The following is a 22570-nucleotide window of genomic DNA, read 5'->3' on the forward strand; positions in this document are numbered from 1 at the left end:
GTTAGAGCTTCTTGACCAAGACCTGGCTCTTGCGGTCCCAGTTGTATTTGCGTTTGCGGGCCTCGGGCAGCCAGTCGGGGTCGACCTGCACAAAGCCACGCTTGATGAACCAGTGCATGGTGCGGGTGGTCAGCACAAAGATGCTGTCCAGCCCGGCTGCCTTGGCCCGCTGCTCCACGCGCTTGAGCACGCGTTCGCCGTCACCCTGGCCCTGCACGTCGGGTGAGACGGTGAGTGCTGCCATTTCAGCGGTCTTGGCTTCGGGGTAGGGGTAGAGCGCTGCGCAGGCGAAGATCACGCCGTCGTGTTCGATGATGGTGTAGTAGCCCACGTCGCGTTCGATCTCGGTACGGCTGCGCTTGACCAGGGTGCCGTCCTTTTCGAAGGGTTCTATGAGTTGCAGAATGCCGCCCACATCGTCCACAGTGGCCTCGCGCAGTTCCTCGAGTTTCTCGTCCACCACCATGGTGCCTATGCCATCGTGCACATACACCTCCAGCAGGATGGAGCCGTCCACCGAGTAGGGGATGATGTGGCTGCGTTCCACGCCGCTCTTGCAGGCCTTGACGCAGTGCTGCAGGTAAAAGGCCACGTCGGTCGGGTGGTTGGCTGCAGGCAGCTCGGCCAGCAGGCGCTCGGCTGCGGCCAGCGGCAGCTCGGTGTCAATCGGATTGTCCTCACCGGCGGGCTCCGTGGGCTTCATGCGGATGCCGGGCACCTCGGTCAGGAAGATCAGCTTGTCGGCTTGCAGGGCCGAGGCCACCGAGGTTGCCACCTCTTCCATGGCCAGGTTGAAGGCATCGCCCGTGGGGGAGAAGCCGAAGGGCGAGAGCAACACCATGGCGCCCATCTCCAACGTCTTGGTGATGCCGGCGGTATCCACCTTGCGCACCACGCCGCTGTGCTGGAAGTCCACACCATCCACAATGCCCACGGGTCTGGCGGTAAGGAAGTTGCCAGAGATCACCCGCACCGTGGAATCGGCCATGGGGGTGTTGGGCAAGCCCTGGCTGAATGCGGCTTCGATTTCATAGCGCAACTGGCCAGCGGCCTCCTGCGCGCTGTCCAGCGCCACTTCGTCGGTGACGCGGATACCGTGCGAATACTTGGCCGCATGCCCCTTGGCCTTGAGCTGCTCAGCCACCTGCGGCCTGAAGCCATGCACCAGCACGATCTTTACGCCCATGCTCTGGATCATGGCCAGATCCTGCGCCAGGCTGGGCAGTTTGCCCGCGGCAATGGCCTCGCCGGCAATGCCCACCACAAAGGTCTGGTTGCGGAATTTGTGGATGTAGGGCGCCACCGAGCGGAACCAGGGCACAAAGGTGAAATTGAAGACGGAGGTCATGGGGCGCTGTAGATGAGGCGGCAGAGGATAATTCCCGATTCTCTACGAAGTGAGTCCCTTGATAGCCAGCCCTTTGCAAATCGATTTTCCCGAGTCGCTGCCCGTGTCGGGCAAACGCGACGAAATCATGGCCGCCATGCAGCGCCACCAGGTCATCATCGTGTGCGGCGAGACCGGATCGGGCAAGACCACGCAGCTCCCCAAGATCGCCCTGGCCATGGGTCGCGGCAAGCTGAACTATCCGGCAGGGCAGCGCGGCAGGCTGATCGGTCACACCCAGCCGCGGCGCATTGCCGCCAGCAGCGTGGCCAAGCGCATTGCCGAGGAGCTCAAGACGCCGCTGGGCGATGTGGTGGGTTACAAGGTGCGGTTTCAGGATCGTTTGTCGAAGGATGCATCCGTCAAGCTGATGACCGACGGCATTTTGCTGGCCGAGACCCAGACCGACCCGCTGCTCAACGCCTACGACACCGTCATCATCGACGAGGCGCACGAACGCAGCCTGAACATCGACTTTCTGCTGGGCTACCTGCGCGAAATCCTGCCGCGTCGGCCGGACCTGAAGATTGTGGTGACCTCGGCCACGATTGATGCGGACCGCTTTGCCAAGCACTTTGAGTCCAGGAACGGCCCAGCGCCCATCATCATGGTCTCGGGCCGCATGTTCCCTGTGGAGCAGCGCTATCGCCCGTTTGAGGAAAGCCGCGAATACGACCTCAACTCCGCCATTGCCGATGCGGTGGACGAGCTTTGGCGCGATGCCCACAATGCGGGCGACATCCTGGTGTTTCTGCCCGGCGAGCGCGAAATCCGCGAGGCAGCTGATCACGTGCGCAAGCACCTGAGTCATCAGCCCGTGTTTCGCAATGCCGAGGTGCTGCCGCTGTTTGCCCGCCTGTCGCAGGCTGAGCAGGACCGCATCTTTGACAGCCACAACGGGCGGCGCATCGTGCTGGCCACCAATGTGGCCGAAACCTCGCTCACCGTGCCAGGCATCCGTTACGTCATCGATGCGGGTACGGCCCGCGTCAAGCGCTACAGCTTTCGCAGCAAGGTGGAGCAGTTGCTGGTGGAGCCCATCAGCCAGGCCGCCGCCAACCAGCGCGCCGGGCGATGTGGGCGCGTGGCCAACGGCATCTGCATTCGCCTGTACGACCAGAAGGATTTTGAAGGGCGCGAGCGCTTTACCGACCCCGAAATCCTGCGCTCCTCGCTGGCCGGAGTGATTCTGCGGATGAAGTCGCTGCACCTGGGCATTGTGGAAGACTTCCCGTTCATCGACCGCCCTTCGGGCCGCGCCATTGCAGACGGTTACCAATTGCTCAACGAACTGGGCGCGGTGGATGACGCCAATGAGATCACGCCTATGGGCCAGGAGCTTTCGCGCCTGCCGCTGGACCCGCGGGTGGGCCGCATGATTCTGGAGGCGCGCAGCCGTGGCGCCTTGGACGAGGTGCTGGTGATTGCCTCGGCCCTGAGCGTGCAGGACGTGCGCGACCGGCCCATGGAGGCGCAGCAGCAGGCCGATCAGGCGCATGCCAAGTTTGACGACGAGAAGAGCGAGTTCAGCGGCTATCTGCGGCTGTGGAAGTGGATTCACGACGCACGCGGTGGTAGTGAGGCAAATGGGCACGCGAGCAGGGGGGCGGCTGGCGCCTCCGCGCTCCGCTTGATGTCGGCGCACCCAGTCACTTCCCATAAATTGAGCAACCGGCAATACGAGCAGCTGCTGCGCCAGAACTTTGTGAACATGCGGCGTGTGCGCGAGTGGCGTGACATCCACAGCCAGTTGCATACCGTGGTGGCCGAACACAAGTGGCGCTTGAACACCACGCCAGCCAGCTACGAACAGCTGCATCTGTCCATGCTGGCAGGTTTGCTGGGCAATGTGGGCTGCAAGCTGGAGACGGATGGCGCGTCAGGCGAATACCTGGGCGCACGCAGCATCAAGTTCTTCCCGCATCCGGGAGCGCATTTGGTGAAGAAGCCCGGGCGCTGGATCGTGGCGGCCGAACTGGTGGAGACCACGCGCCTGTTTGGCCGCGGCATTGCGGCCATTGAGCCGCAGTGGCTGGAACAGGTGGGTGGCCATCTGCTGAAAAAGCAGTTGCTGGACCCGCACTGGGAAAAGAAGGCTGCTGAAGTGGTGGCGCTGGAGCGGGCCACGCTGTACGGCATCGTGGTTTACAGCGGGCGCAAGGTGAACTATGGCCGGGTCGACTTGCAGGGCGCACGCGAGATCTTCGTCCGCGAGGCATTGGTTGGAAACGAGTGGGAAACCAAGCTGCCTTTCCTGGCTGCCAATCGCAAACTGATTGCACAGGTGGAGGAGCTGGAGCACAAGTCCCGCCGCCAGGACGTGCTGGTGGACGGCGAGCTGATCTATGCCTTCTACGACCAGCAGCTACCGGCCGACGTGTGCAGCGGCTACAGCTTTGAAAACTGGTACCGCGAAGCGGTCAAGAAGAACCCGCGTCTCTTGATGCTCACGCGCGAGGAACTGATGCGCCACGAGGCCGCAGGCATCACCACCGCTTCGTTCCCCAAGACGATTCGCTTAGGGGGCGTGGACTGCGCCGCCACTTATCTGCATGAGCCGGGCGATGCCCATGACGGGTTGACCGTGACCGTGCCGCTGTTTGTGCTCAACCAGGTAAACGAGGAGCGCTGCGAATGGCTGGTGCCCGGCATGCTGCGCGAAAAGATCCAGGCCCTGATCAAGACGCTGCACCAGCGGCCACGCTCCCGTCTGGTGCCGCTGCCGGAAACCGCCACGCGCTTCGCTGAAGCGCTCAACGACCCGGCACGCTTTGGCGCAGGCAGCCTCACCGATGCGGTGCTGAAGCTGGTACGTGACGCCACATCGGTGGATGTGGTGCGGGCCGATATCAAGGTGGACATGCTCCCCCCGCATTTTTTCATGAACTTCCGTGTGGTGGATGAGCATGGCCGGGTACTGGGCCATGGCCGCAACCTGGGCGCGCTCAAAGCGGAATGGGGCAAGCAGGCGCGTGGAGCGTTTCAGGCGCTGGCCAATTTGAAGCTGGGCCAAGGCGCGGCCACTGCTGCACCAACTGCTTCGAAAGAAACGGCGCAAGCGCAAGGTGCCAAGCCGGTTGCCGCTTCGCCAAACCCAAGTGCCAGCAAACAACCCGCCACACCACCCGTAGCCACGGAAAAGCGCCACACAGCATGGACCTTTGGCGAACTGCCCGAGCTGCTGGAGATCCGCAAGGGTGGCCAGACGCTGATTGGCTTTCCGGCGCTGATTGACGGCGGGGATGCGGTCACCATCGAAGTGTTTGATGAGCCCGAGACGGCGGCTGCCAAGCACCGCGCCGGCCTGCGCCGCCTGTTTGCACTGCAGATCAAGGACGCGCTCAAGTACCTGGAAAAGAACATTCCTGACCTGCAGAAGATGGCTGTGGCCTATATGCAGGTGGGCCGTACCGAAGGCGCCAAGGACAGTGCCACCTCAGGCGGCACCCTCGAGGAATTGCGTGAGCAGATCATTGCGTTGGCACTGGATCGCGCCTTTTTGCTGGACCCGCTGCCCACGGACGAATTTGCCTTCAAGAAACGGGTGGAGGAGGGGCGCGGCCGCCTTACGCTGATTGCCACCGAGGTGGCGCGGCTGGCCGGTGTCATCCTGCAGGAATACGCCGCCGCCGCCCGCAAGATCAAGGACAGCAAGAACGCTGCAGAGGCCACCGCCGACGCCGCTCAGCAGTTGCAGCGCCTCATGCCCAAGCGCTTTCTGCATGCCGCACCCTGGGACCGCTTGCAGCACCTGGCCCGCTACCTCAAGGCCATCACCCTGCGCCTGGAAAAGTACCGCGCCGACCCTGCGCGCGATGCCGCCCGGCTGGCCGAACTGCGTCCGCTGGAGCAACGCTACTGGCGTCTGGTGGCCGAGCGCAAAGGCGTGGTGGACGACCGCATGCTGGAATTCCGCTGGCTGCTGGAAGAGCTGCGGGTGAGCTTCTTTGCGCAAGAGCTGCGCACACCGCAGCCGGTCAGCGTCAAGCGGCTGGACAAGGCCTGGGCGCAACTGAGCTGAGGCACCCCGCCAAGCGCGGGGCCCAGTGCGCGCTTAGAGCTTTTGCAGCCGCTCCAGTGCCGTAAGCAGGGTGGCGTCCTGCTTGGCGAAGCAGAAGCGCACCACGCGCTGGTCGAATCCTTTGCCGTAAAAGGCAGACAGCGGAATGGCAGCCACGCCAATCTCTTTGGTGAGCCACTGGCAAAAGTCGGCTTCATTGAGGTCACTGACCTCGGAAATATCCACGCACTGGAAGTAGCTGCCCTGGCTGGGCAGCAGGCGCAGCCGGGTCTTGCCCAGGCCATCGCGGAACAGGTCCCGCTTGCGCTGGTAGAAGGCGGGCAGGTTCTGGTACGGGGTGGGGTCAGCCATGTACTGGGCCAAACCGTATTGCACAGGGGTGTTGACGGTGAACACATTGAACTGGTGCACCTTGCGGAATTCCGCTGTCAGGCTTACCGGGGCAGCCACATAGCCGACCTTCCAGCCGGTGACGTGGTAGGTTTTGCCAAAGCTGGAGACGATGAAGGCGCGCGCCGCCAGCGCCGGAAAGCGGGCGGCACTTTGGTGCGTCTGCCCGTCAAACACCATGTGCTCATAGACCTCATCGCTAATGAGCAGCACGTCGGTGGGCGCCAGCAGATCCTGCAGCGTGCGCATGTCCGCTTCGGTCCACACGGTGGCGCTGGGGTTGTGCGGGGAGTTGATGATGATGGCGCGGGTGCGCGGGCTGAGCGCTGCGGCAATCTTGTCAAAGTCCGGGCGGAAGGTGCCGGGTGAGAGCGGTACGCGCACGGCAATGCCACCGGCCAGTTCGATATTGGGCACATAGCTGTCGTAGCAGGGCTCCAGCACGATGACTTCGTCGCCCGGATGCACGATGGCCAGGATGGCGGTGATGATGGCTTGCGTGGCCCCGGCGGTGATGGTGATCTCGGTGTCCGGGTGGTAGCTGTGGCCATGCAGGGCCTGCACCTTGGAAGCAATGGCTTGGCGCAGGGCGGGCACGCCGATCATGGGCGGGTACTGGTTGTGGCCGGCCTGCATGGCCTGGGTGACGGCATCGACCAGGGCCGGATCGCAGGCAAAGTCCGGAAAGCCCTGGCCCAGGTTGACGGCCTTGTGCTGCACGGCCAGCGCTGACATCACGGTAAAGATGGTGGTGCCCACGTTGGGCAGGCGGCTGTTGATCGCCGGGGTGCTGAATCGGGTTTCAGAGTTCATAGTCGTTCACATGTCCGGTCATGGCTTTGATGATCAGATCGCGGCTCAGGCGGTTGCTGAGCAATTCGGCGAAGGTGTAGACAAAGTTGCGCAGGTAAGCGCTGCGCTTGAATGCCACGCGGGTGATGTTGTTTCCAAACAGTTGCCCTGCAGGGCGCGCCACCAGTCCACCCTTGCCACCGTTGTTGGCGCAATCGTCCAGGATGTCCTGGACCGCCATTTCGGCAGCAATGCCGATGCCCATGCCCAGGCGCACGTAGGTCTTGATCACGTCGGAGTCGATGGCTTCCAGTGCCACCCGTGGCTCCAGATGGGCGTGGGCAAACGCGGTGTCAATCTTGGTGCGGCCCGTGAAAGACGGGTGGTAGGTGATCAGCGGCTCTTTGGCAATGTCGGCCAGTGTGAAGTGCTCCTGCTTGGCCAGGGGGTGGTCAGCTGGCAATACCAGCATGTGCTGCCACTCGTAGCAGGGCAGGGTAACCAGTTCGGCGTAATCGGACAGTGACTCGGTGGCGATGCCGATTTCGGCCACATCGTCGATCAGCATGCGCGCAACCTGGCCGGGCGCACCCTGGTGCAGGCTGATGTTGACCTTGGGGTAGGCGGCGCGCAGGGCTGCCACTTTTTCGGGCAGCACGTAGCGGGCCTGGGTGTGGGTGGTTGCAATCGACAGCGTGCCGCTGTCCTGGGTGCTGTACTGCTCGCCAATGCGCTTGAGATTGCCCACTTCGCCCATGATGAGCTCGATGCTGCGCAGCACATGCTGGCCCGGCTCGGTGATGCGTTTGAGGCGTTTGCCGTGGCGGGCGAAGATTTCGATGCCCAGCTCCTCTTCCAGCTCAATGATGGCTTTGGACACGCCGGGCTGGGAGGTATGGAGTGCTTTGGCGGCCTCGGTCAGATTGAGATTGCGGCGCGCAGCTTCCTGCACAAAGCGGAATTGGTGAAGGTTCATGGGGTTGCCAGTGTGATCTTTTAATACCCAAAAGGAATAATAACCAAGATCATTATCCACAACAGGCGTAGGCCGAAGCCACGCTTACTCTGCTGCAATGCCAGCCAGAAGCTGTATCAGGCGCGGGTCTTCCCCGACCGCCGGCTTGAGATCGAATTGGACGGCGGGGTGTTGTTGGCGCAATCCGGCAATCAGCAACGGCAGATCTTCCCGGGCGTGTTTTCCAACCCCCAGAAACATGGGAAGAACCGCAATTTCCCGGCAACCTTGGTCGACCAATGCATGACACACGGTTGCCAGATCGGGCGTGCTCAACTCCAGATAGGCGCAGCGCACCAGCACGTGGGGGTGGGATTGGGCAATCTGGTGCGCCACTGCCTCCATCGGCTTGTGCCACAGAGGGTCACGCGATCCGTGCGCGAATAGCACGATGGCACGTGGGGCAGTAGCGCTCATCGCTTGAGAACCAGCCAGGTGAAGGCGGTCAGGGACAGTATGGAATAGATCAGCCCCGGCAGGGCTGCGGTAAACCAGGGCTGCCAGCCTTGCAGGGTGCCCAGGTCGCTGAGCACGTTGTTCAGCAGCACAAAGCTGATGCCCGCCATGACGCCACCGAACACATAGCTCGCAATGCTGCCGGAGCGGAAATGGAAGTAGGCAAAGGGAAGCGCCAGCACCACCATCACCAGACAGCTCAAGGGGTAGAACACCTTTTTCCAGAACTGGATTTCGTATTTCTGGGCCGACTGGTTGTTGGAGCTCAGGTGTTGCATGTACTGGAACAGGTCGATGGTTCCCATGCGCTCGGGCCGCAACACGGCCGCAGCCACCATTTCGGCAGTTACGCCCGTGGGCCAGCGAAAGCTGGGCGGGAAGGTCCTATCCACATGGCCGGACTGGTTGTCGACGGTGGTGAACTCGGTGCGATCCACACCGCTGAGCAGCCAGTCATCGTGCTCGCCAAAGGTGGCGGTCTGTCCCTGGGTGACGGACACCAGATGGCCCCGGTTGTCGAACTCGAAAATGCGAACATCCTTCATGTCGCCATCACCCGAGAGTGCGCCCACATTGACCGCAAAACTGCCGTAGGCCTGCTTTTCCTTCAGCCATGCGCCGGTCTTGCCCACCGTCACCTGGCCTTGAAACCGGGCCTTGAGAAGCTGCGCCGTCCTGTCGGCCAGCGGCGCGATGTAGTCGCCCACGGCGAAGGTGAACAACACGAACACCAGCCCCAGAGTCAGCAGGGTGCGCAGTGCCCGCCAGGGCCCCAGGCCGCTGGTGCGCAGGATGGTGAACTCCGAACTCTGCGCCAGCCGGGCCATGACGAAGATCGTGCCGATCAACACCGTGATGGGCATGAGTTCGTAGATGTGGTTGGGCATGGTCAGGCCGATATAGATCAGCGCCTGCGGGATGCGATAGCCCAGGGCTCCGCTACGGTTGACAGACTGCAGCTCTTCCACCAGGTCAAAGAAGAAAAACAGCGCCACAAAGCCCAGGGTCACCAGTGCCACGGCGATGACCACCTCGCGGTACAGCAATCGACGAACGGTTTTCATGAGGGGCTGCTTTCGGTGGACTGGTCTGTGTTGTGCCGTTTCAGACGCAAGACCCAATTGTTGTTGCGCTTGGCCAGCCAGAGCAGCCCCAGAACCAGGGCGCCGCCATGCAGCCCCAACAGAAACGGAGCGAACTGCATGCGCCCGGACTCCACCCAGCTCTTGCCCAGAACCAGGAAGTTGAAGTACGCCACGAAGATCAGGAAAGCGAATCCCAGGTTGGCCACCCGGCCTACGCGCGGGTTGGTCCCCGCGACGGCTACGCCAATGATGATGAAGTTGAATGCTGCCAGCACTAGGCCTATGCGCCAGGACAGCTCGCCCAGATACTGCGGATTGGACTCCTGCAGCAGTTGCATGGTTGTCAGGGAACTGGATGGGATGTAGGTACGGGCTGAAACGTCATCGGCGCCCACGCGGGCACCGTAGCGTTCAAACTCGCTCACGGTCATGTCTGCCTTGCCAACATTGCGCTCCAGGCGTTGTCCGTTTTGCAGTACCAGGAACTTGTCCGGCCCAATGACTTCAATATGGCCGCTGCGCGCGGAGGTAATGGTCTGCTTGTCTTGTTCGTTGGTGGCGATGAAGACGTTGTTGCCGACTTCCTTGTTTTCGGAATTCTTTTCGATGAAGAAGACGCGGTCGCCATTGGCGGATTCCTGAAACTGCCCTGGCTGGATGCGGGCAATATCCCCACGCTTCTCATAGCGGTCACGCAGGTCCTCGATACGGCCAAACGCCCAGGGAAGAATCAGGAAAGCCAGGACCACGATGATCACCAGAATGGGCCAGGCAAAGCGCAGCAAAGGTGTCAGTAGCGAAGTCAGTCCACGTCCACTGCCGAACCAGATCACCATCTCACTGTCCTTGTACATGCGGGTGAGCACGCTCAGGATGGCGATGAACAGGCTCATGGACAGGATGGTGGGCATGTCCGATAGCACGGTGTAGCCCATGACGATCATCACATCGGTGGGGTTGAAGGTTCCGCGTGAGGCTTCTCCGACGGTGCGGATCAGCGTCATGGTCATGACCACGGTTGCCAATACGACCAGCGTGGCCCCGAAACTACGGGCAAGTTCTTTGCGGATGGAGGAATGGAATAACATTGCGTCGAAGGAAGAACCCGAATTATGAACTTTGAACTCAAGTCCCTCAGCCTTGCTCAGGCTGCCACCGAAAAATGCGACGCGCTGCTGGTGTTGCTGGGTGATGACTACAAACCCGCCAAGGATGGGTTCTCCGCTCTGATAGGCCGTGCCCTCAAGGACGGCGATGCACAGACCAAAGCGGGAAAAGTCCTGGCCTTGTACAAGCCGCCGGTGGTGCAAGCTGCCCGCGTGGTGCTGGCCGGTATTGGGGACGGTAGCGCCAAACAGGTCCGAAGCGCCTTGAGTGCGGCCTATGCCGCAGCCAAGTCCGACAAGCTCAAGAAGCTGGTGGTGGTGTTTGCCTCCAACCCCAGCGCTGCTGCCTTGCGCGCTGCCGTGGCCGCCACGGCAGATGCCAGTTACAGCTACACGACGACCAAGTCCAAGGGCGAAGCCCGGGTGTTGCAATCGGTGTTGGTGGGCGCGGGTAACGCGGATGAGCTGGCTGGCGGCTTCGAGCGCGCCACCGCCGTGGTTGCGGGAGTGGAGTTTGCCAAGGAATGGGCCAACCGTCCGGCCAACCATGCGACGCCCACGGTGCTGGCAAAAGCTGCGCAAAGCCTGGCAAAACATGCCCGCATCACCTGTGATGTGCTGGACGCGAAGGCCGTTACCAAACTCGGCATGGGCGCCTTCCTGGCCGTGGCACAGGGATCGGAAGAGCCTCTGCGCTTCATCGTGCTGAAGTACAGCGGCGCGGCCAAGTCTGCGGCGCCGACGGTTCTGGTGGGCAAAGGCATCACCTTCGACAGCGGCGGCATCTCCATCAAGCCTGCAGCCGAGATGGACGAAATGAAGTTCGACATGTCCGGGGCCGCCAGCGTGCTGGGCGTGTTCCGCACGCTGTCCGAGCTCAAGCCTGCCATCAACGTGGTGGGGCTGATCCCCGCCTGCGAAAACCTGCTCAATGGCCGTGCCGTCAAACCCGGCGATGTGGTGACCAGCATGAGCGGCCAGACCATCGAAATTCTCAACACCGATGCAGAAGGTCGCCTGGTGCTGTGCGATGCACTCACCTATGCCGAGCGCTTCAAACCCAAGGCGGTGATTGACATTGCCACGCTCACTGGTGCCTGTGTGGTGGCACTGGGTGCGGTTCGCAGCGGATTGTTCTCTTCGGATGAGGCTTTGGCCCAGGCGCTGGGCGCGGCCGGCGATGCTGCGCAGGACCTGTGCTGGCGCATGCCGCTGGACGAGGAATATGCCGAGGGCCTCAAGACCCAGTTTGCCGACGTGGCCAATGTGGCTGGTCGTGCGGCAGGCGCCGTGACCGCGGCCAAGTATCTGCAACGCTTTACGGAAAAGTATCCGTGGGCGCACCTGGACATTGCGGGCACTGCCTGGAAGAGTGGGGCAGCCAAGGGCGCGACCGGTCGCCCCGTAGGACTGTTGGTCGAGTACCTCCTGGCCCCCGCACAAGCGGCAGCCAAGTAGACAAGTGACCGAAATAGCCTTTCACTTCGGTGCGCCGGACAGGCTGGTCTACACCTGCCGGCTGCTGCGCAAAGCCAGTGCCACGGGCGCGCGCTTGCTGGTGCGCTCCAGTGCGCAGATGGTGGGAGAACTGGACAAGGCGCTCTGGAATCTGGGGCCGGTGGATTTCATCACCCATTGCGACGCTACGGCACCAGCCGCAGTCAAAGCCCGTTCGGCAGTCCTGCTGCAGAGTGCGGATCAGCCCTTGCATGCCGATGTGCCGATCCTGGTCAATCTGTCGGACGATGTGCCCCAGGGCTTTGAGCAGTTCCAGCGGGTGATTGAAGTGGTCAGTACCGATGAGCAGGATCGCAGCCAGGCGCGTCGCCGCTGGAAGCGTTATACGGAATTGGGCTACACCATCACTCGGCATGATCTGACAACCAGGGCAGGGGAGTGACACTGTGCCAAACCGCATGCCTCCCCGCTACGTTCCTACCCTGACGCAGGTCGTGCAACCACCTGCAGGTGGGACGGCGCCCGCGCCATCAGCGTCGCCCGCCGCACCCGCCAACGTCGTGCCGCAGCAAATTGACCGGAACGCCTTGGCGCAAAAAGTCATCTGGCAAGTGCGCCCGCAGCTGGAGGCGGAGCTGCGCTCAATAGCCCTGGAGCTGTTTGAGGCGCAATTCAGCACCCTGCTCCCTTCTTTGCATCTGCAAATAGAGGAAGCTGTACGCGAAGCCATTGAGCAAGCCTTGCCAAACATGCAGCGCAATCACGATTGATCAGCCAATTCGCGGAGTTTAGTCAGATATTGATGTTAGAATCATAGGCTCTGGAGCGGTGGATGAGCGGTTTAAGTCACACGCCTGGAAAGCGTGCGTGGGGTAAAACCCACCGCGGGTTCGAATCCCGCCTGCTCCGCCAGTGAATTGAAAAAAGTCCTTGTAAATCAAGGACTTTTTTTTGGCTGTTTTATTTGACTATCAAAACAACTATCAAATTTGACTCTGGTTGGTCAGCAAGCCGCTTTGCGCCTTCTGATTCGATGGGTCTGCAAGTTGTCAAGGTCAAAACAATGGACAGTCCCATGAATGTACCGTCCAAACTAGTCCTATTGGGGCTGGACGTCATCGGAACACGCCAGACCAAGCGGCAGTATGTGCTCTGATCAGCCTCCAGTCCAGCACATACGACAACGCAAATGACTGCGCTCAGGGGAGGGGGCTCTCTGCGTCGTTGATCCTGGGGGCCAGAATCGAGTTACAGCCGTCAAAACGCCGTATGAGGCCGGACCGGCCACCAAACCAAGAGAAGCCCACCACAGCAAGCGTACAAGAGTAAATTGCAGCCATGTAGGGCGATGCAGCAAACCGTATCTGGACTTGTATGCCTGTCAGCATCTGAATCAGTCCAATGAAGTCCTAGGCAGTCCGAAGAAGTCCAGCCGAGTCCGATGGAAGCGCCTGTTCTCATTCGATTCCATGTTAGATTGATCGACGGTCAATGTCCCTGACCGAAATTCAGCACACAAAGCGCATGCGTCTGATGCAATGCTGGGCTGGGGGAGGGCCACGGTAGGGGCTGGAACCATGCCCGGCCAACCTTTATATGTGCTCGCACCAGTGACCGGGTCGGTAGACCTGACTTCGATGGAATCACAAATGAATTTGCGCTATGTCGATCTTCCCTCTGACCCGGAGATTTCCGTTGAGGAGCTGTCCAAACGAATTGAGTCTGGCAGCTATCCAAACCTGGCCAATGCAAAAGGCTTGGAAAGCCTAGTCGGAAAGATCGAAAAAGGGGGCTGGAGAGACAGACAAGTCATTCCGCTATTGCCAGAAGACTTTGATCTTCTGTCCAAGAACGAAAAGATAGTGAACAATCTTCACGGGCAGATGACCGATGAAGACATTCAGGACTTTAAAAGATTTTTCAAAGAAAAGTATCCACAGTTGAACTGGTATCCTGAAGTCTTTTCATTGAAGAATTGGCGCCAGTCTTCGGAGCAAGCCAGTCAATATAGAAAAGAAATCAGAGATGACATTCTGTCGGCCATTAAGCTCAAGTTTTTGAATGCATTTGATTGCAATTGTCAATCTGTTGATATAGAGAAGATAGCCAATCCAGCTCACATCTTCATTGCAATGAAAGATGCAATGAAACTTGTGGAAAAAAGCTTCTCATTGATACCGCGTATTGTCGAGCATAGCCATGCAAAAGAAACGCTGGCTCAATACAAAAGTCAATTGTTGTCCAGTGCTACTCGAATAAATCAGCGCATTGAAGATGAGTCCGCGAATCTGATTGAAAAAAATGAATTACCAGAGATAGGCTCTTTGTCAAAGACAAAGCCAGAATCAACATCAAAAATGGAAGAAGTAACTTCTATTGCTCCATCTGCATCAGAAGCCGCAATTGATGTAATTGATGACAAAAAATATATCAAAGAAAAATCTGATAAGAGCAATGGCGATTCGATTCCAGTTCAGTCAGTTGATACATTGCCAATTCTTGCAATACCACCATTGACAGCAACTGAAAACAGTAAAAACTCAGGAGAAATGATAAGTAACAAAAGTGCTATTCGTTACATTAAGATGCGCGAGGTCATAAGGAGAACAGGGCTTTCTAAATCCACGATTTATGCCCGACTTGATGAAAAAAACAAGAGCTACGACAAGACGTTTCCCAAATCCCGAAAACTTGGACTGTCTGCTGTCGGGTGGATCGAATCTGAAATAGATGACTGGTGTGCCTCTAGGTCTATCGGCAGTTGATGGCTACAGACAAAAGCATTGAAGATCGTTGTTACAAAGCAGAGTAATGGCAACTGTAAAACCATTGAGTGTACTCAAGTAGCCGCAATTACCCTAATGATTGACAAACGCGGTCACTGGGAGACTTCACACAAGTATTGCGGCAGTAGCAATACAAGCCGCAAGTCAAGCTATAGTGTCAATGATTCTGGGCTCTTTAAGACCATGATAAGCGGTTTCGATTTGCGCATCTATTATCCCAGTGCCTTCGAATTTCGAAAAATATAGGCCGCCAGTTGGCGAAATCAGTCCTGTATTCGTATGAAGTCCCATCACCATACGCAACTTGAGTCTTTGAATTCAAGTACTTCAATCCTAATATTTTTGGTAAAATATCTTTGTTGATCAAGTCACATCCGGATAGTTCGCGAATAAATTCATTTCTTAGGTTGTTCATTTCAATTGGATATGGAATACGGGCGCTAAAAAGTTCCTGTGTAAGCATCAATTGAAGTTCACCAACAGTTTTACCCTTAAGCTCATTAAATATATACTCATCGGGACTTTGGAATCTGTGGGTTTCTCTATAAGCCGTAATTTGATGGATTTGATAGGGAGAGATATCTAGGTATAGCGTAATTTTTTTGTTAGCCGAATTCAAAGGGACACGCAATGAGTACCCATTGTTTGTTTTAATTACATCTTTATTTCTTAAATTCAATAATTGCCAAAAGTCAAGTAGAGTCAATATATGCAGCATAAGCAGTAATGCAAATTGACTATGTGACGTGTTTTGTTCTAAGTGATTTAAAAATTTATTGAAATCTGAGCTGGATTTGAATCCGTCATCCAATTGATTGGTCTTTTTCTTTATTCTTTGCTCTGTGCCGATGCGTTTGACTCGTTCATCAAATGAAGTTTTTTTAGTACGTGCACTTCTAATCTTTAGATTTTCTGCATCAGCGAGTATTCGAGCTTGATGAAAATTTTCTTGTCCTCCATTGATCAATTTGACTGTACTGGGTCTTCCGTCTATGCAATATGAAAGACGGAAAACCTCCTTCTGTTGTTCAGGGTTGGCTCCCCCGACAAGGACTGCAACCAAACTGTCTCCATAGTTGAACGTCTTTTTCGGCAAGCCATTTGCACCTGCCCCCCACGCAGATGGTGGAACGTAAACTTCCACTCTCGGTTTGCTGGCTCCGCTCATGGGGTCGACTCATTAGAAGTGTGAATTAAAAATTTAACATGAAAAGTTAAATTTAAACTATACATAGTCAAAATTAAAGTAATTTATAAATAAATTATGATGTATTTTTAACTACATTTAAACAATATTTATAACTAAATAAAAACAAAATAAATTTTTAGATATTTCCCAGCGAAATCCCTTGCTTTCAAGGCTTCATGGTGTGCTATGTCAATTGTAGCTGTTTCATTGACGTTCGGCGTATCGAGGCGTGATGCGTCCCCCTTCCTGTAGCCATCTCATCGCAAACAAAAAAATAGGCGGTCGGCATGATGTGCCAGACCACCCCACTGAACAGACTGAAGGCCGGGTTCAGAAGTCCCGCGTGCTCTAGGTGAAGATCGGGCTGGGACTCAGCGCGGCAATGGCGGTTGGGACATGTATCCAAACTCGCGGATTGCGAAGGAATTGTTGCGTAGTATGGGACTTTTCCATGCATGCAAAAGGGGGTAAGGGGGTCACTTCCCCTTACCCCGACTTGTCAACGCTGTACGAATACCAATTCAAAATTTTGTCATTCGGTGGCACTGCGGGAGCCACATTTGACTTGGACACAGTACAGCCGCATTAAGGCGTGTACCATTACCTCTTTTCTACATGAGAGGTTTCCAATGAGCACAATCGATTTCAAAGCTCTGAGCTATAGGGAGCTGCAAGAACTGGCTGCTAAAGCAACTGAGGCGTTGGCAGTCAAACGCAGCGAAGAATTAAAGGCCTTAACTGAATCGTATGTCGAAAAATTGAAGGAGGCATCCTTCGAAATAGAAGACGGAATTGAAGAGTTGAAAATGCATATCTCCAAACCCGCCAAAAAGACATCAAGTTCTCGTGCTTTAGGAGCAATAAAGTACCGGGGACCCAATGGTCAAGAGTGGACTGGTAAAGGTCGTACGCCGGATTGGATTAAAGATTCTGGCAAAGAGAAGAAAGACTTTGAAATAAATTGAATTTATGACATTGAAGCATTTTGAGTGATTGTCGGTAAAATTTGAATTTTCGAATCTATTGCTTGATCTGCTTAATGGAAAATTGAGAATTTGATTCATTGAACATCAAATTTTAATTTGAAGAAGCTACAGGCAAAAAAAGGTGTATTGGTACTTTTATAGCTATCTAGTATTCAATTGATTGCGAATCAATGTGCGTATTGAAAATCTTTGATGTTGCTGCATTTTCTAAAAAGATGACTCCATTGCCCAATTTGATTGTATTCGCATTCTCCATTGGAGTTTTTTCTTTTGTGAATCCATTGTGTTAATGGGATTTGCATAATTCTGAGAAGGATTGCTTTGCATTGAGTCAAAATTCACCTTGATTGTCAGTGATATTGTGTCAATTATTCATGCATTGAATGATAGGTGAATATTGGTATCAAGATATTCTTATATCTCTATACTCCTTATACATCCAAACCTCTTACACAGATAAACATCTACCCACTCATAACCATCTCAGTTCATTAACAGGATACAACACCTGTTACTCAATCTTCGTACATCTTCATTGAATTCAATGATGCCTGTATTGACAGGCATCTGATTCAACGTTGCCTACAGGCATACGCCTTGTATGTGTATGTCCTACCAGATAGTCTGCTCATTGAGCAGACAATACCTGATGATTTTAAAAATATCCAATTGACTGATGGTTTGCAATGAACTTGATCATTGCATTCCTTTCACTTTCACATTGATATTTGCCATGAACCCTCTTGACCAATTTAACCCTTTCCTTGGATATGAATTCAACCTGTCAGCCTACGATTACAGGACTTTAGATGGACTGCTGTACAGATCCAGAAGAAACCTAAAGGACCTAATAAAGCTGACCAACAGACTCTTTGACCATCACTCAAAAATACTCGTGATCAGAATCGATTTGCGTTATGACAAGAGGCTTCCCTATGAGATTCCAATTGAAGCAGTGCAATTTCACAGAGAGCAGCTATTGGCTTCTCGATCAGACTATCCCGAGGTCTTTAACGGTCTTATAGGCTATGCCTGGGGGTTGGAATACGGAGAGCAGGAGGGTGGTTACCACTACCATTTTCTTTTCTATTTCGATGGAGCAGATAGACATGAGGACATTCGGATTGGAAGGAGCATAGGCGAATTGTGGAATTGCATCACTGGTCATATTGGGCAATACTACGTCAGCAATTTCGATAAAGAAAAAATGCATGCAAGAGGCGATCTTGGGATTGGCATGATCCACAGGGACAATGTTTATTTGCGTGTCAATCTGATTGAAAAGGTGGTGACCTACATCACCAAGAAGTGCACGGTCTTTAGAGAACAATCGGACAGAACAGAATCAGGCAAATTCCGCACCTTTGGCAGGAGCTGGATGCCAAAGCCACTAGATCCGAATGCTCCACGTAGGGGAAGGCCTCCGATTTCTCGTAATCGATAGTATTTGACGGATTCTTATTCTGAATGAATGGGTCTTGCACTCAAAAGCAGGACTTACAGGAAATTGTTGCAAATACGGGCGGGGGCCGTTTATACAGGCTACCCGTTCATTTTCAGAGTGAGTCATCCATTCCAACGCGATTTGGATCTCAGTTTGGTTTGGCTAGGGTACAAGTTCCACGGAGGTGGTAAGTGCATTGATGAAACCGGCCGCTTAGCCGGTCCGCAAGGGGCGAGACACCAGTGGCGCCTCAATGTGAAGTCCGACAGCGTGCCTCATTCAGGGACGCCCTGAAATCGGGTATCTTTAGGGCGCTAGATTTCCGAATTGGGTCTCGCCATGTCCGATAGTCAAAACACCGAAATTCCGAGGAGAGGCATGCCGGCGCTATATCAACTTGCCCTGCTGGGTACCCCAACGGCAGCTCAAATTTCCGAACTTGAAGGAGTTGTCGGAAAGGCGGTCGGCATGTTCAATCTGCGGTTGGGGCATGAGATTGGATGGGAGGTCTGTCCCGATGAATTCAATCCAGACCAACAGCGATCGTCTGCGGCGGCATTTTTCGGAGGTCATGAACCTCCTCTTGCGAATGTGGCACGGCTGCTAACGCGGGGCATCCCGCTGCTCCCAGTCGCCTCTGACGTCAATCGAGTCAGTGCAGAAATCCCCGCATTGCTGCAACCGCTCAACTGCTTGGCATACACCGCTGGCGGGGCGCAACGTGTCGGAACTGCGTTGCTGGAGTGTGCAGGTCTCCTTCCTCGACAGCGCCGGGTGTTCGTGAGCTATCGGCGGGGCGAGGCTAGGGAAGCTGCCTTGCAGATGTTCGATGCGCTGTCTGCTCGGCTATTCGATGTGTTTCTCGATACACATGGTATTCCACCTGCGGAAGATTTTCAGACCATGCTATGGCATCGGCTTTGTGACTCAGATGTCCTGCTGATGCTCGACACGCCAGGATATTTTGAAAGTCGTTGGACGAGTGCTGAATTCGGCCGCGCGCTGGCCAAAGGCATCAGCGTCTTGCGGGTGGGGTGGCCGGATACAACGCCTTCTGCGCGCGCGGCGACGGCCAGTCGCGCGGAGCTGTTACCCGAAGAAGTCGATCCGGCGACCGGACGCATCACAGATGACGCGGTGGATCGCATCTGTCTTCAGTTGGAGGAAGTTCGCAGCCAGAGCCATGCGGTTCGCTCTGTCAATCTCGTGAGCAACCTGCGAAACGCCATTCAAACAATCGGCGGCCAAGTTGTAGGAGTCGGTGCCAACAGAGCTGTTTATGTCCAACTCCCGGATGGGCGGCATGTAGTTGTTTATCCAACGGTCGGAGTTCCCACCTCAACTACGTTGCACGATGCGTCTACGAATTCACCGGAACAATCCGTTGCCGTTGTCTACGATCACGTAGGCCTACATCCCAGGTGGCTGGGCCATCTGGACTGGCTGGGACAACACATTCACTCCGCTAGGTGGGTTAAAGCCAGCGAGGCGGGTTGGCAATTCGCGGACTGGGCAGCGTAGCCATGAGCGCAATATTCCTCTCGGCCAGCGTGCCGCTTATTGGACGTGGCACCTATCACGAAACTGCCAATCCATTTCTCATCCAATGTGCGGTGAGGGAACTGGTCATAGCAGTCATTCGCCAGCACAAGATCGTATGGGGTGGGCATCCCGCAATCACCCCGATGATTTGGAGCATATGTGAAGACTTGGGCGTCGATTACTCGCAGTCTGTTGTCTTGTATCAGAGCGCGTACTTCGCAGACATGTTCCCCGAAGAGAACAAACATTTCCAAAATGTAGTCTTCACTGATGCAGTCCCCAATGACAGAGCGGCGAGCTTGCTTATCATGCGCGAAAGGATGCTCTCGCGTGAGGACTTGAGCGCTGCGGTGTTTATTGGTGGAATGGATGGGGTAGAAGCTGAGCATGAGCTTTTCAGGCGATTCCATCCTACTGCCAAGGTGCTTCCGGTGTCCTCGCCAGGGGGGGCGGCGCTGAATCTCGCCAGGGACCATGGCTATTTCACTGGCGACGCGTTTGTTGATGTGGACTTTGCCCAACTCTTCCATGCGCATCTGGCGGTGCCCTTGGCTGGCAAGTCGAATTAGTTCGCCTCCCGATCCTAGACTCAAAAAATCAACCAAGGATTGTTCATGCCACGGAAAGTCTTCTATAGCTTTCACTATCAACGCGATAGTTGGCGCGCCTCCAAGATACGCAATATCGGTGTTGTAGAGGGGAACCCATCAGCGACCGATAACAAATGGGAAGAAGTGAGGCGAGGCGGAGACGCCGCGATCAAGCGCTGGATTGACGATCAATTGCAAGGGCGGACTTGCACAATTGTTTTGGTTGGCGCGGAAACGGCAAATCGCCCCTGGATTCGATATGAGATTGAGCAGTCATGGAATAGCGGAAAGGGGCTCTTGGGGATACGTATCCACAAGCTACTAGACCACTATCAGCAACCATCAGCGGCAGGTGCAAATCCGTTCGACTCATTTACCTTGAACGACGGCAGAAAGCTATCCACGATCGTCCGCGTCTACGATCCACCTGGGGCCACCAGTAGCGCGGTCTACAACTCTATCAGCGACAACTTGTCGAGCTGGATCGAAGCGGCGATTGCCGCGCGCTAGAAGTCAGAGCACTTCGTCAAACAGCGATCCGGTACTCATGGGGTGCCCATAGAGTTCCGAGATTTGCGATTGGAACTGTGTCTGTCCTCCATAGCTGGGGTGCCTCACGCAAATCACCGGTACAGTATCCGTTATGCGATGAGCCGCAGCGGCAGCGTCATTGCCGATAGCGACGATGCGAGAAGGCTTCAGCAAGACAATGAGCTGCTGGAGCAGTTCCTCGCCAGCTCGCCTTTCGTGCGCGTTGTGCTGACGGTTAGTGAACGGATCTCCTGATTCATGCGGATGAAGGGGGAAGACGTTCCAGAGGAAGATGCGAGCATCGATGTGTTCCAGCATGCCCCATATGACCGCCGCAGTCCGCTCGGCTACAGCGCTTCCTATCGTGGGCCGCTCTGTGACCAGATCGAGATTCCAGCGCCTGGCGTGCTGGCCGATGTGAACGTCATCAGTCAGGGCTAAACCAGTACGGCGCCCTCCGCGATATCCGAGATCCCTTCCGATCCAGATTGCATCTACAGGCCCCTCGGTTGCACGACGCAACATGGCGGAGAGTGCTGCGGCGCGACGCCGCGGTGCATCGCGCCGATCATGGACTTCACATCGATCCGAATATGGATTAAAGCAGTCTTCGAATTGCAGCGAAGCAACCGCCTCAACGAATGGATGGATCTTCATTTTTCAGACTCAAGTGACATGTATTTGATGGTGCGTTGTTCTCGGTTTCCAATGATCCAGCCGCCTTGATTTGCCTTAAGCTGTCGGAAGACAGCATACCCTTCCAAGATAGCTTTTTCCCAGAGCTTCAGTGGGCATTTCTCTACTTCGTAACCACTCGTGAACTCCCCGATGGTTTTAAGAATTCCGAGTGAAACTTTCTCCTGATTTTCGAAGAAATTCAGTTCTTTGGCTCTTGAAAAAATCCAGGCGGCGATCCCTTCCTCAACGACGATGGCTCGGCCACTGTCCTGCTCTTCATCGAATTTCGGATTGCTCTTTCGCTTGTGCCTGATCAATGCCCGCATCACGGGCGACCAGTGAAGGATCGCCGCGTTAGCAAAATGGAAGACGTCATGGAACCGGTAGCCATCGCGGTCGGCAATGTTGTCGGTCAAAGGGTCTCCAATGAACACGCCATTCCATTGGAGATAGCTTTTGCCACTGCCTCGTTGGTTGACGCGAATTTTGAATTCCCTGGGTAGCTGTTCCTCGATTCCAAATTTACCATCGAAATCAAGGTCAACCAGATCATCTGCTTGTGGTTCCACGAACGCGCCGCGTGCTTTCCGAAGGTTGGAGCGAGCCACTTCCGAAAATGCTAGTTCGGCCGCATGGATTGCATCCAGGTAAGCCCGTGCGAATGCGACCAAATCAGTACGCGCAGGTGTACTACCCAATAGCGCTGCGGCTGACTGCCCCAAACGTACAAGGGTGGTATCTAGCGATGCAGTCGCAGCGATAGGCACCGCGATATAGGCCATTGCACCTTCGGCAATATCACTTGCTGCACCAACGTTCTTGAAATTTCCGTGATTGGCCGCTTCCCCGAAAATCTCATCGAGAGGAACATCCAGGCGTCTGCAGATTGCAGCCAGGTACCAAAGGGTGTCGCCAAATTCTTCTTCCGCTGCTTTCTTGAAGCCAGGGTACGCTGATTTATCTCGTACATGCTTTTTCACCGTGGCCATTATTCCGCCAACTTCTCCGTACAGTCCTTGGAGGACCGGATTGAAGTCGCTCGGATTGAGCACGTCCGTGGCTGCAATTTCCGCAGCGTAATCTGAAAGCAAGAGGGATCCTTCTTTTTTCATCG

At 55.6% G+C, this 22570-nt stretch carries 19 protein-coding genes and 1 tRNA gene; 11 read left to right on the forward strand and 9 right to left on the reverse strand.

Going from position 1 to position 22570, the window contains the following annotated elements; genetic code table 11:
- Position 1 precedes the first annotated feature (1 nt).
- Positions 2-1348, reverse strand: a complete 1347-nt coding sequence (argA, locus tag AC1RMF_RS07375) for an amino-acid N-acetyltransferase (RefSeq protein ID WP_493140857.1) — start codon at positions 1346-1348, stop codon at positions 2-4.
- A gap of 127 nt (positions 1349-1475) precedes the next feature.
- Here argA and hrpA point away from each other — a divergent pair, with 127 nt between their 5' ends.
- The gene (gene hrpA, locus AC1RMF_RS07380) at positions 1476-5408 is read left to right on the forward strand and encodes an ATP-dependent RNA helicase HrpA (RefSeq protein WP_493141278.1); all 3933 of its coding nucleotides are present in this window, start codon (positions 1476-1478) and stop codon (positions 5406-5408) included.
- A 33-nt stretch (positions 5409-5441) separates the two neighbouring features.
- Here hrpA and AC1RMF_RS07385 read toward each other — a convergent pair whose 3' ends face one another.
- The 5 genes from AC1RMF_RS07385 to lptF all read right to left on the reverse strand — a co-directional run bounded on the left by AC1RMF_RS07385 (position 5442) and on the right by lptF (position 10234).
- Positions 5442-6611: a pyridoxal phosphate-dependent aminotransferase gene (locus AC1RMF_RS07385; RefSeq protein WP_493140859.1), complete on the reverse strand. Its 1170-nt coding sequence runs from the start codon at positions 6609-6611 to the stop codon at positions 5442-5444.
- Positions 6601-7566 (reverse strand): CysB family HTH-type transcriptional regulator, encoded by a 966-nt coding sequence (locus tag AC1RMF_RS07390; protein WP_493140861.1) that lies wholly within the window; start codon positions 7564-7566, stop codon positions 6601-6603. The genes AC1RMF_RS07385 and AC1RMF_RS07390 overlap by 11 nt, the downstream gene beginning before the upstream one ends.
- A gap of 84 nt (positions 7567-7650) precedes the next feature.
- Positions 7651-8022: a sirohydrochlorin chelatase gene (locus tag AC1RMF_RS07395; protein WP_493140863.1), complete on the reverse strand. Its 372-nt coding sequence runs from the start codon at positions 8020-8022 to the stop codon at positions 7651-7653.
- Positions 8019-9125: an LPS export ABC transporter permease LptG gene (gene lptG, locus AC1RMF_RS07400; protein WP_342617608.1), complete on the reverse strand. Its 1107-nt coding sequence runs from the start codon at positions 9123-9125 to the stop codon at positions 8019-8021. The genes AC1RMF_RS07395 and lptG overlap by 4 nt, the downstream gene beginning before the upstream one ends.
- Entirely contained in the window at positions 9122-10234 is a 1113-nt protein-coding gene (lptF, locus tag AC1RMF_RS07405) for an LPS export ABC transporter permease LptF (RefSeq protein WP_493140866.1), read from the reverse strand. The genes lptG and lptF overlap by 4 nt, the downstream gene beginning before the upstream one ends.
- A gap of 24 nt (positions 10235-10258) precedes the next feature.
- Here lptF and AC1RMF_RS07410 point away from each other — a divergent pair, with 24 nt between their 5' ends.
- The 5 genes from AC1RMF_RS07410 (at position 10259) to AC1RMF_RS07430 (ending at position 14475) form a co-directional block, all read left to right on the forward strand.
- Complete coding sequence (locus tag AC1RMF_RS07410; RefSeq protein ID WP_493140868.1) at positions 10259-11710, forward strand: leucyl aminopeptidase; 1452 nt, start codon at positions 10259-10261, stop codon at positions 11708-11710.
- 4 nt (positions 11711-11714) lie between these two features.
- A complete protein-coding gene (locus AC1RMF_RS07415; RefSeq protein ID WP_342617611.1) occupies positions 11715-12152 on the forward strand; it encodes a DNA polymerase III subunit chi in 438 nt (145 codons plus the stop codon).
- A gap of 4 nt (positions 12153-12156) precedes the next feature.
- A complete protein-coding gene (locus AC1RMF_RS07420; protein ID WP_493140871.1) occupies positions 12157-12480 on the forward strand; it encodes a hypothetical protein in 324 nt (107 codons plus the stop codon).
- Between the two features lie 52 nt (positions 12481-12532).
- A tRNA-Ser gene (locus tag AC1RMF_RS07425) sits at positions 12533-12622 on the forward strand.
- Between the two features lie 665 nt (positions 12623-13287).
- Positions 13288-14475 carry a helix-turn-helix transcriptional regulator gene (locus AC1RMF_RS07430; protein ID WP_493140872.1) on the forward strand — a complete coding sequence of 396 codons (1188 nt, stop codon included), beginning with the start codon at positions 13288-13290 and terminating at the stop codon, positions 14473-14475.
- A gap of 196 nt (positions 14476-14671) precedes the next feature.
- Here AC1RMF_RS07430 and AC1RMF_RS07435 read toward each other — a convergent pair whose 3' ends face one another.
- Complete coding sequence (locus AC1RMF_RS07435; protein WP_493140874.1) at positions 14672-15664, reverse strand: hypothetical protein; 993 nt, start codon at positions 15662-15664, stop codon at positions 14672-14674.
- A 650-nt stretch (positions 15665-16314) separates the two neighbouring features.
- Here AC1RMF_RS07435 and AC1RMF_RS07440 point away from each other — a divergent pair.
- The 5 genes from AC1RMF_RS07440 to AC1RMF_RS07460 all read left to right on the forward strand — a co-directional run bounded on the left by AC1RMF_RS07440 (position 16315) and on the right by AC1RMF_RS07460 (position 20757).
- Positions 16315-16650: an H-NS histone family protein gene (locus tag AC1RMF_RS07440; protein ID WP_493140876.1), complete on the forward strand. Its 336-nt coding sequence runs from the start codon at positions 16315-16317 to the stop codon at positions 16648-16650.
- A 754-nt stretch (positions 16651-17404) separates the two neighbouring features.
- Positions 17405-18115, forward strand: a complete 711-nt coding sequence (locus AC1RMF_RS07445) for a YagK/YfjJ domain-containing protein (protein ID WP_493140878.1) — start codon at positions 17405-17407, stop codon at positions 18113-18115.
- Positions 18116-18454: 339 nt separating this feature from the next.
- A complete protein-coding gene (gene thcB4 / locus AC1RMF_RS07450; RefSeq protein ID WP_493140880.1) occupies positions 18455-19636 on the forward strand; it encodes a Thoeris type III anti-phage system protein ThcB4 in 1182 nt (393 codons plus the stop codon).
- 2 nt (positions 19637-19638) lie between these two features.
- A complete protein-coding gene (thcA, locus tag AC1RMF_RS07455; protein WP_493140882.1) occupies positions 19639-20226 on the forward strand; it encodes a Thoeris type III anti-phage system protein ThcA in 588 nt (195 codons plus the stop codon).
- Positions 20227-20271: 45 nt separating this feature from the next.
- Positions 20272-20757 carry a TIR domain-containing protein gene (locus AC1RMF_RS07460; protein ID WP_493140884.1) on the forward strand — a complete coding sequence of 162 codons (486 nt, stop codon included), beginning with the start codon at positions 20272-20274 and terminating at the stop codon, positions 20755-20757.
- Positions 20758-20760: 3 nt separating this feature from the next.
- On the opposite strand, the gene AC1RMF_RS07465 is transcribed toward AC1RMF_RS07460, so the two are convergent.
- Together AC1RMF_RS07465 and AC1RMF_RS07470 are read right to left on the reverse strand one after the other, a co-directional pair.
- Entirely contained in the window at positions 20761-21435 is a 675-nt protein-coding gene (locus tag AC1RMF_RS07465) for a uracil-DNA glycosylase (RefSeq protein WP_493140886.1), read from the reverse strand.
- Positions 21432-22568, reverse strand: coding sequence for a nucleoside triphosphate pyrophosphohydrolase family protein (locus tag AC1RMF_RS07470; protein ID WP_493140888.1), 1137 nt, complete (start codon positions 22566-22568; stop codon positions 21432-21434). The genes AC1RMF_RS07465 and AC1RMF_RS07470 overlap by 4 nt, the downstream gene beginning before the upstream one ends.
- Between the last annotated feature and the right edge of the window lie 2 nt (positions 22569-22570).

The organism is Rhodoferax sp. GW822-FHT04A08 (assembly GCF_058801025.1).

Excerpts from the sequence above, each read along its gene's own strand:
- argA (WP_493140857.1), bottom strand. The coding sequence starts at position 1,348 with ATGACCTCCGTCTTCAATTTCACCTTTGTGCCCTGGTTCCGCTCGGTG.
- hrpA (WP_493141278.1), top strand. The coding sequence starts at position 1,476 with ATGGCCGCCATGCAGCGCCACCAGGTCATCATCGTGTGCGGCGAGACC.
- AC1RMF_RS07385 (WP_493140859.1), bottom strand. The coding sequence starts at position 6,611 with ATGAACTCTGAAACCCGATTCAGCACCCCGGCGATCAACAGCCGCCTG.
- AC1RMF_RS07390 (WP_493140861.1), bottom strand. The coding sequence starts at position 7,566 with ATGAACCTTCACCAATTCCGCTTTGTGCAGGAAGCTGCGCGCCGCAAT.
- AC1RMF_RS07395 (WP_493140863.1), bottom strand. The coding sequence starts at position 8,022 with ATGAGCGCTACTGCCCCACGTGCCATCGTGCTATTCGCGCACGGATCG.
- lptG (WP_342617608.1), bottom strand. The coding sequence starts at position 9,125 with ATGAAAACCGTTCGTCGATTGCTGTACCGCGAGGTGGTCATCGCCGTG.
- lptF (WP_493140866.1), bottom strand. The coding sequence starts at position 10,234 with ATGTTATTCCATTCCTCCATCCGCAAAGAACTTGCCCGTAGTTTCGGG.
- AC1RMF_RS07410 (WP_493140868.1), top strand. The coding sequence starts at position 10,259 with ATGAACTTTGAACTCAAGTCCCTCAGCCTTGCTCAGGCTGCCACCGAA.
- AC1RMF_RS07430 (WP_493140872.1), top strand. The coding sequence starts at position 13,288 with ATGCCCGGCCAACCTTTATATGTGCTCGCACCAGTGACCGGGTCGGTA.
- AC1RMF_RS07435 (WP_493140874.1), bottom strand. The coding sequence starts at position 15,664 with ATGAGCGGAGCCAGCAAACCGAGAGTGGAAGTTTACGTTCCACCATCT.
- AC1RMF_RS07440 (WP_493140876.1), top strand. The coding sequence starts at position 16,315 with ATGAGCACAATCGATTTCAAAGCTCTGAGCTATAGGGAGCTGCAAGAA.
- AC1RMF_RS07445 (WP_493140878.1), top strand. The coding sequence starts at position 17,405 with ATGAACCCTCTTGACCAATTTAACCCTTTCCTTGGATATGAATTCAAC.
- thcB4 (WP_493140880.1), top strand. The coding sequence starts at position 18,455 with ATGTCCGATAGTCAAAACACCGAAATTCCGAGGAGAGGCATGCCGGCG.
- thcA (WP_493140882.1), top strand. The coding sequence starts at position 19,639 with ATGAGCGCAATATTCCTCTCGGCCAGCGTGCCGCTTATTGGACGTGGC.
- AC1RMF_RS07460 (WP_493140884.1), top strand. The coding sequence starts at position 20,272 with ATGCCACGGAAAGTCTTCTATAGCTTTCACTATCAACGCGATAGTTGG.
- AC1RMF_RS07465 (WP_493140886.1), bottom strand. The coding sequence starts at position 21,435 with ATGAAGATCCATCCATTCGTTGAGGCGGTTGCTTCGCTGCAATTCGAA.
- AC1RMF_RS07470 (WP_493140888.1), bottom strand. The coding sequence starts at position 22,568 with ATGAAAAAAGAAGGATCCCTCTTGCTTTCAGATTACGCTGCGGAAATT.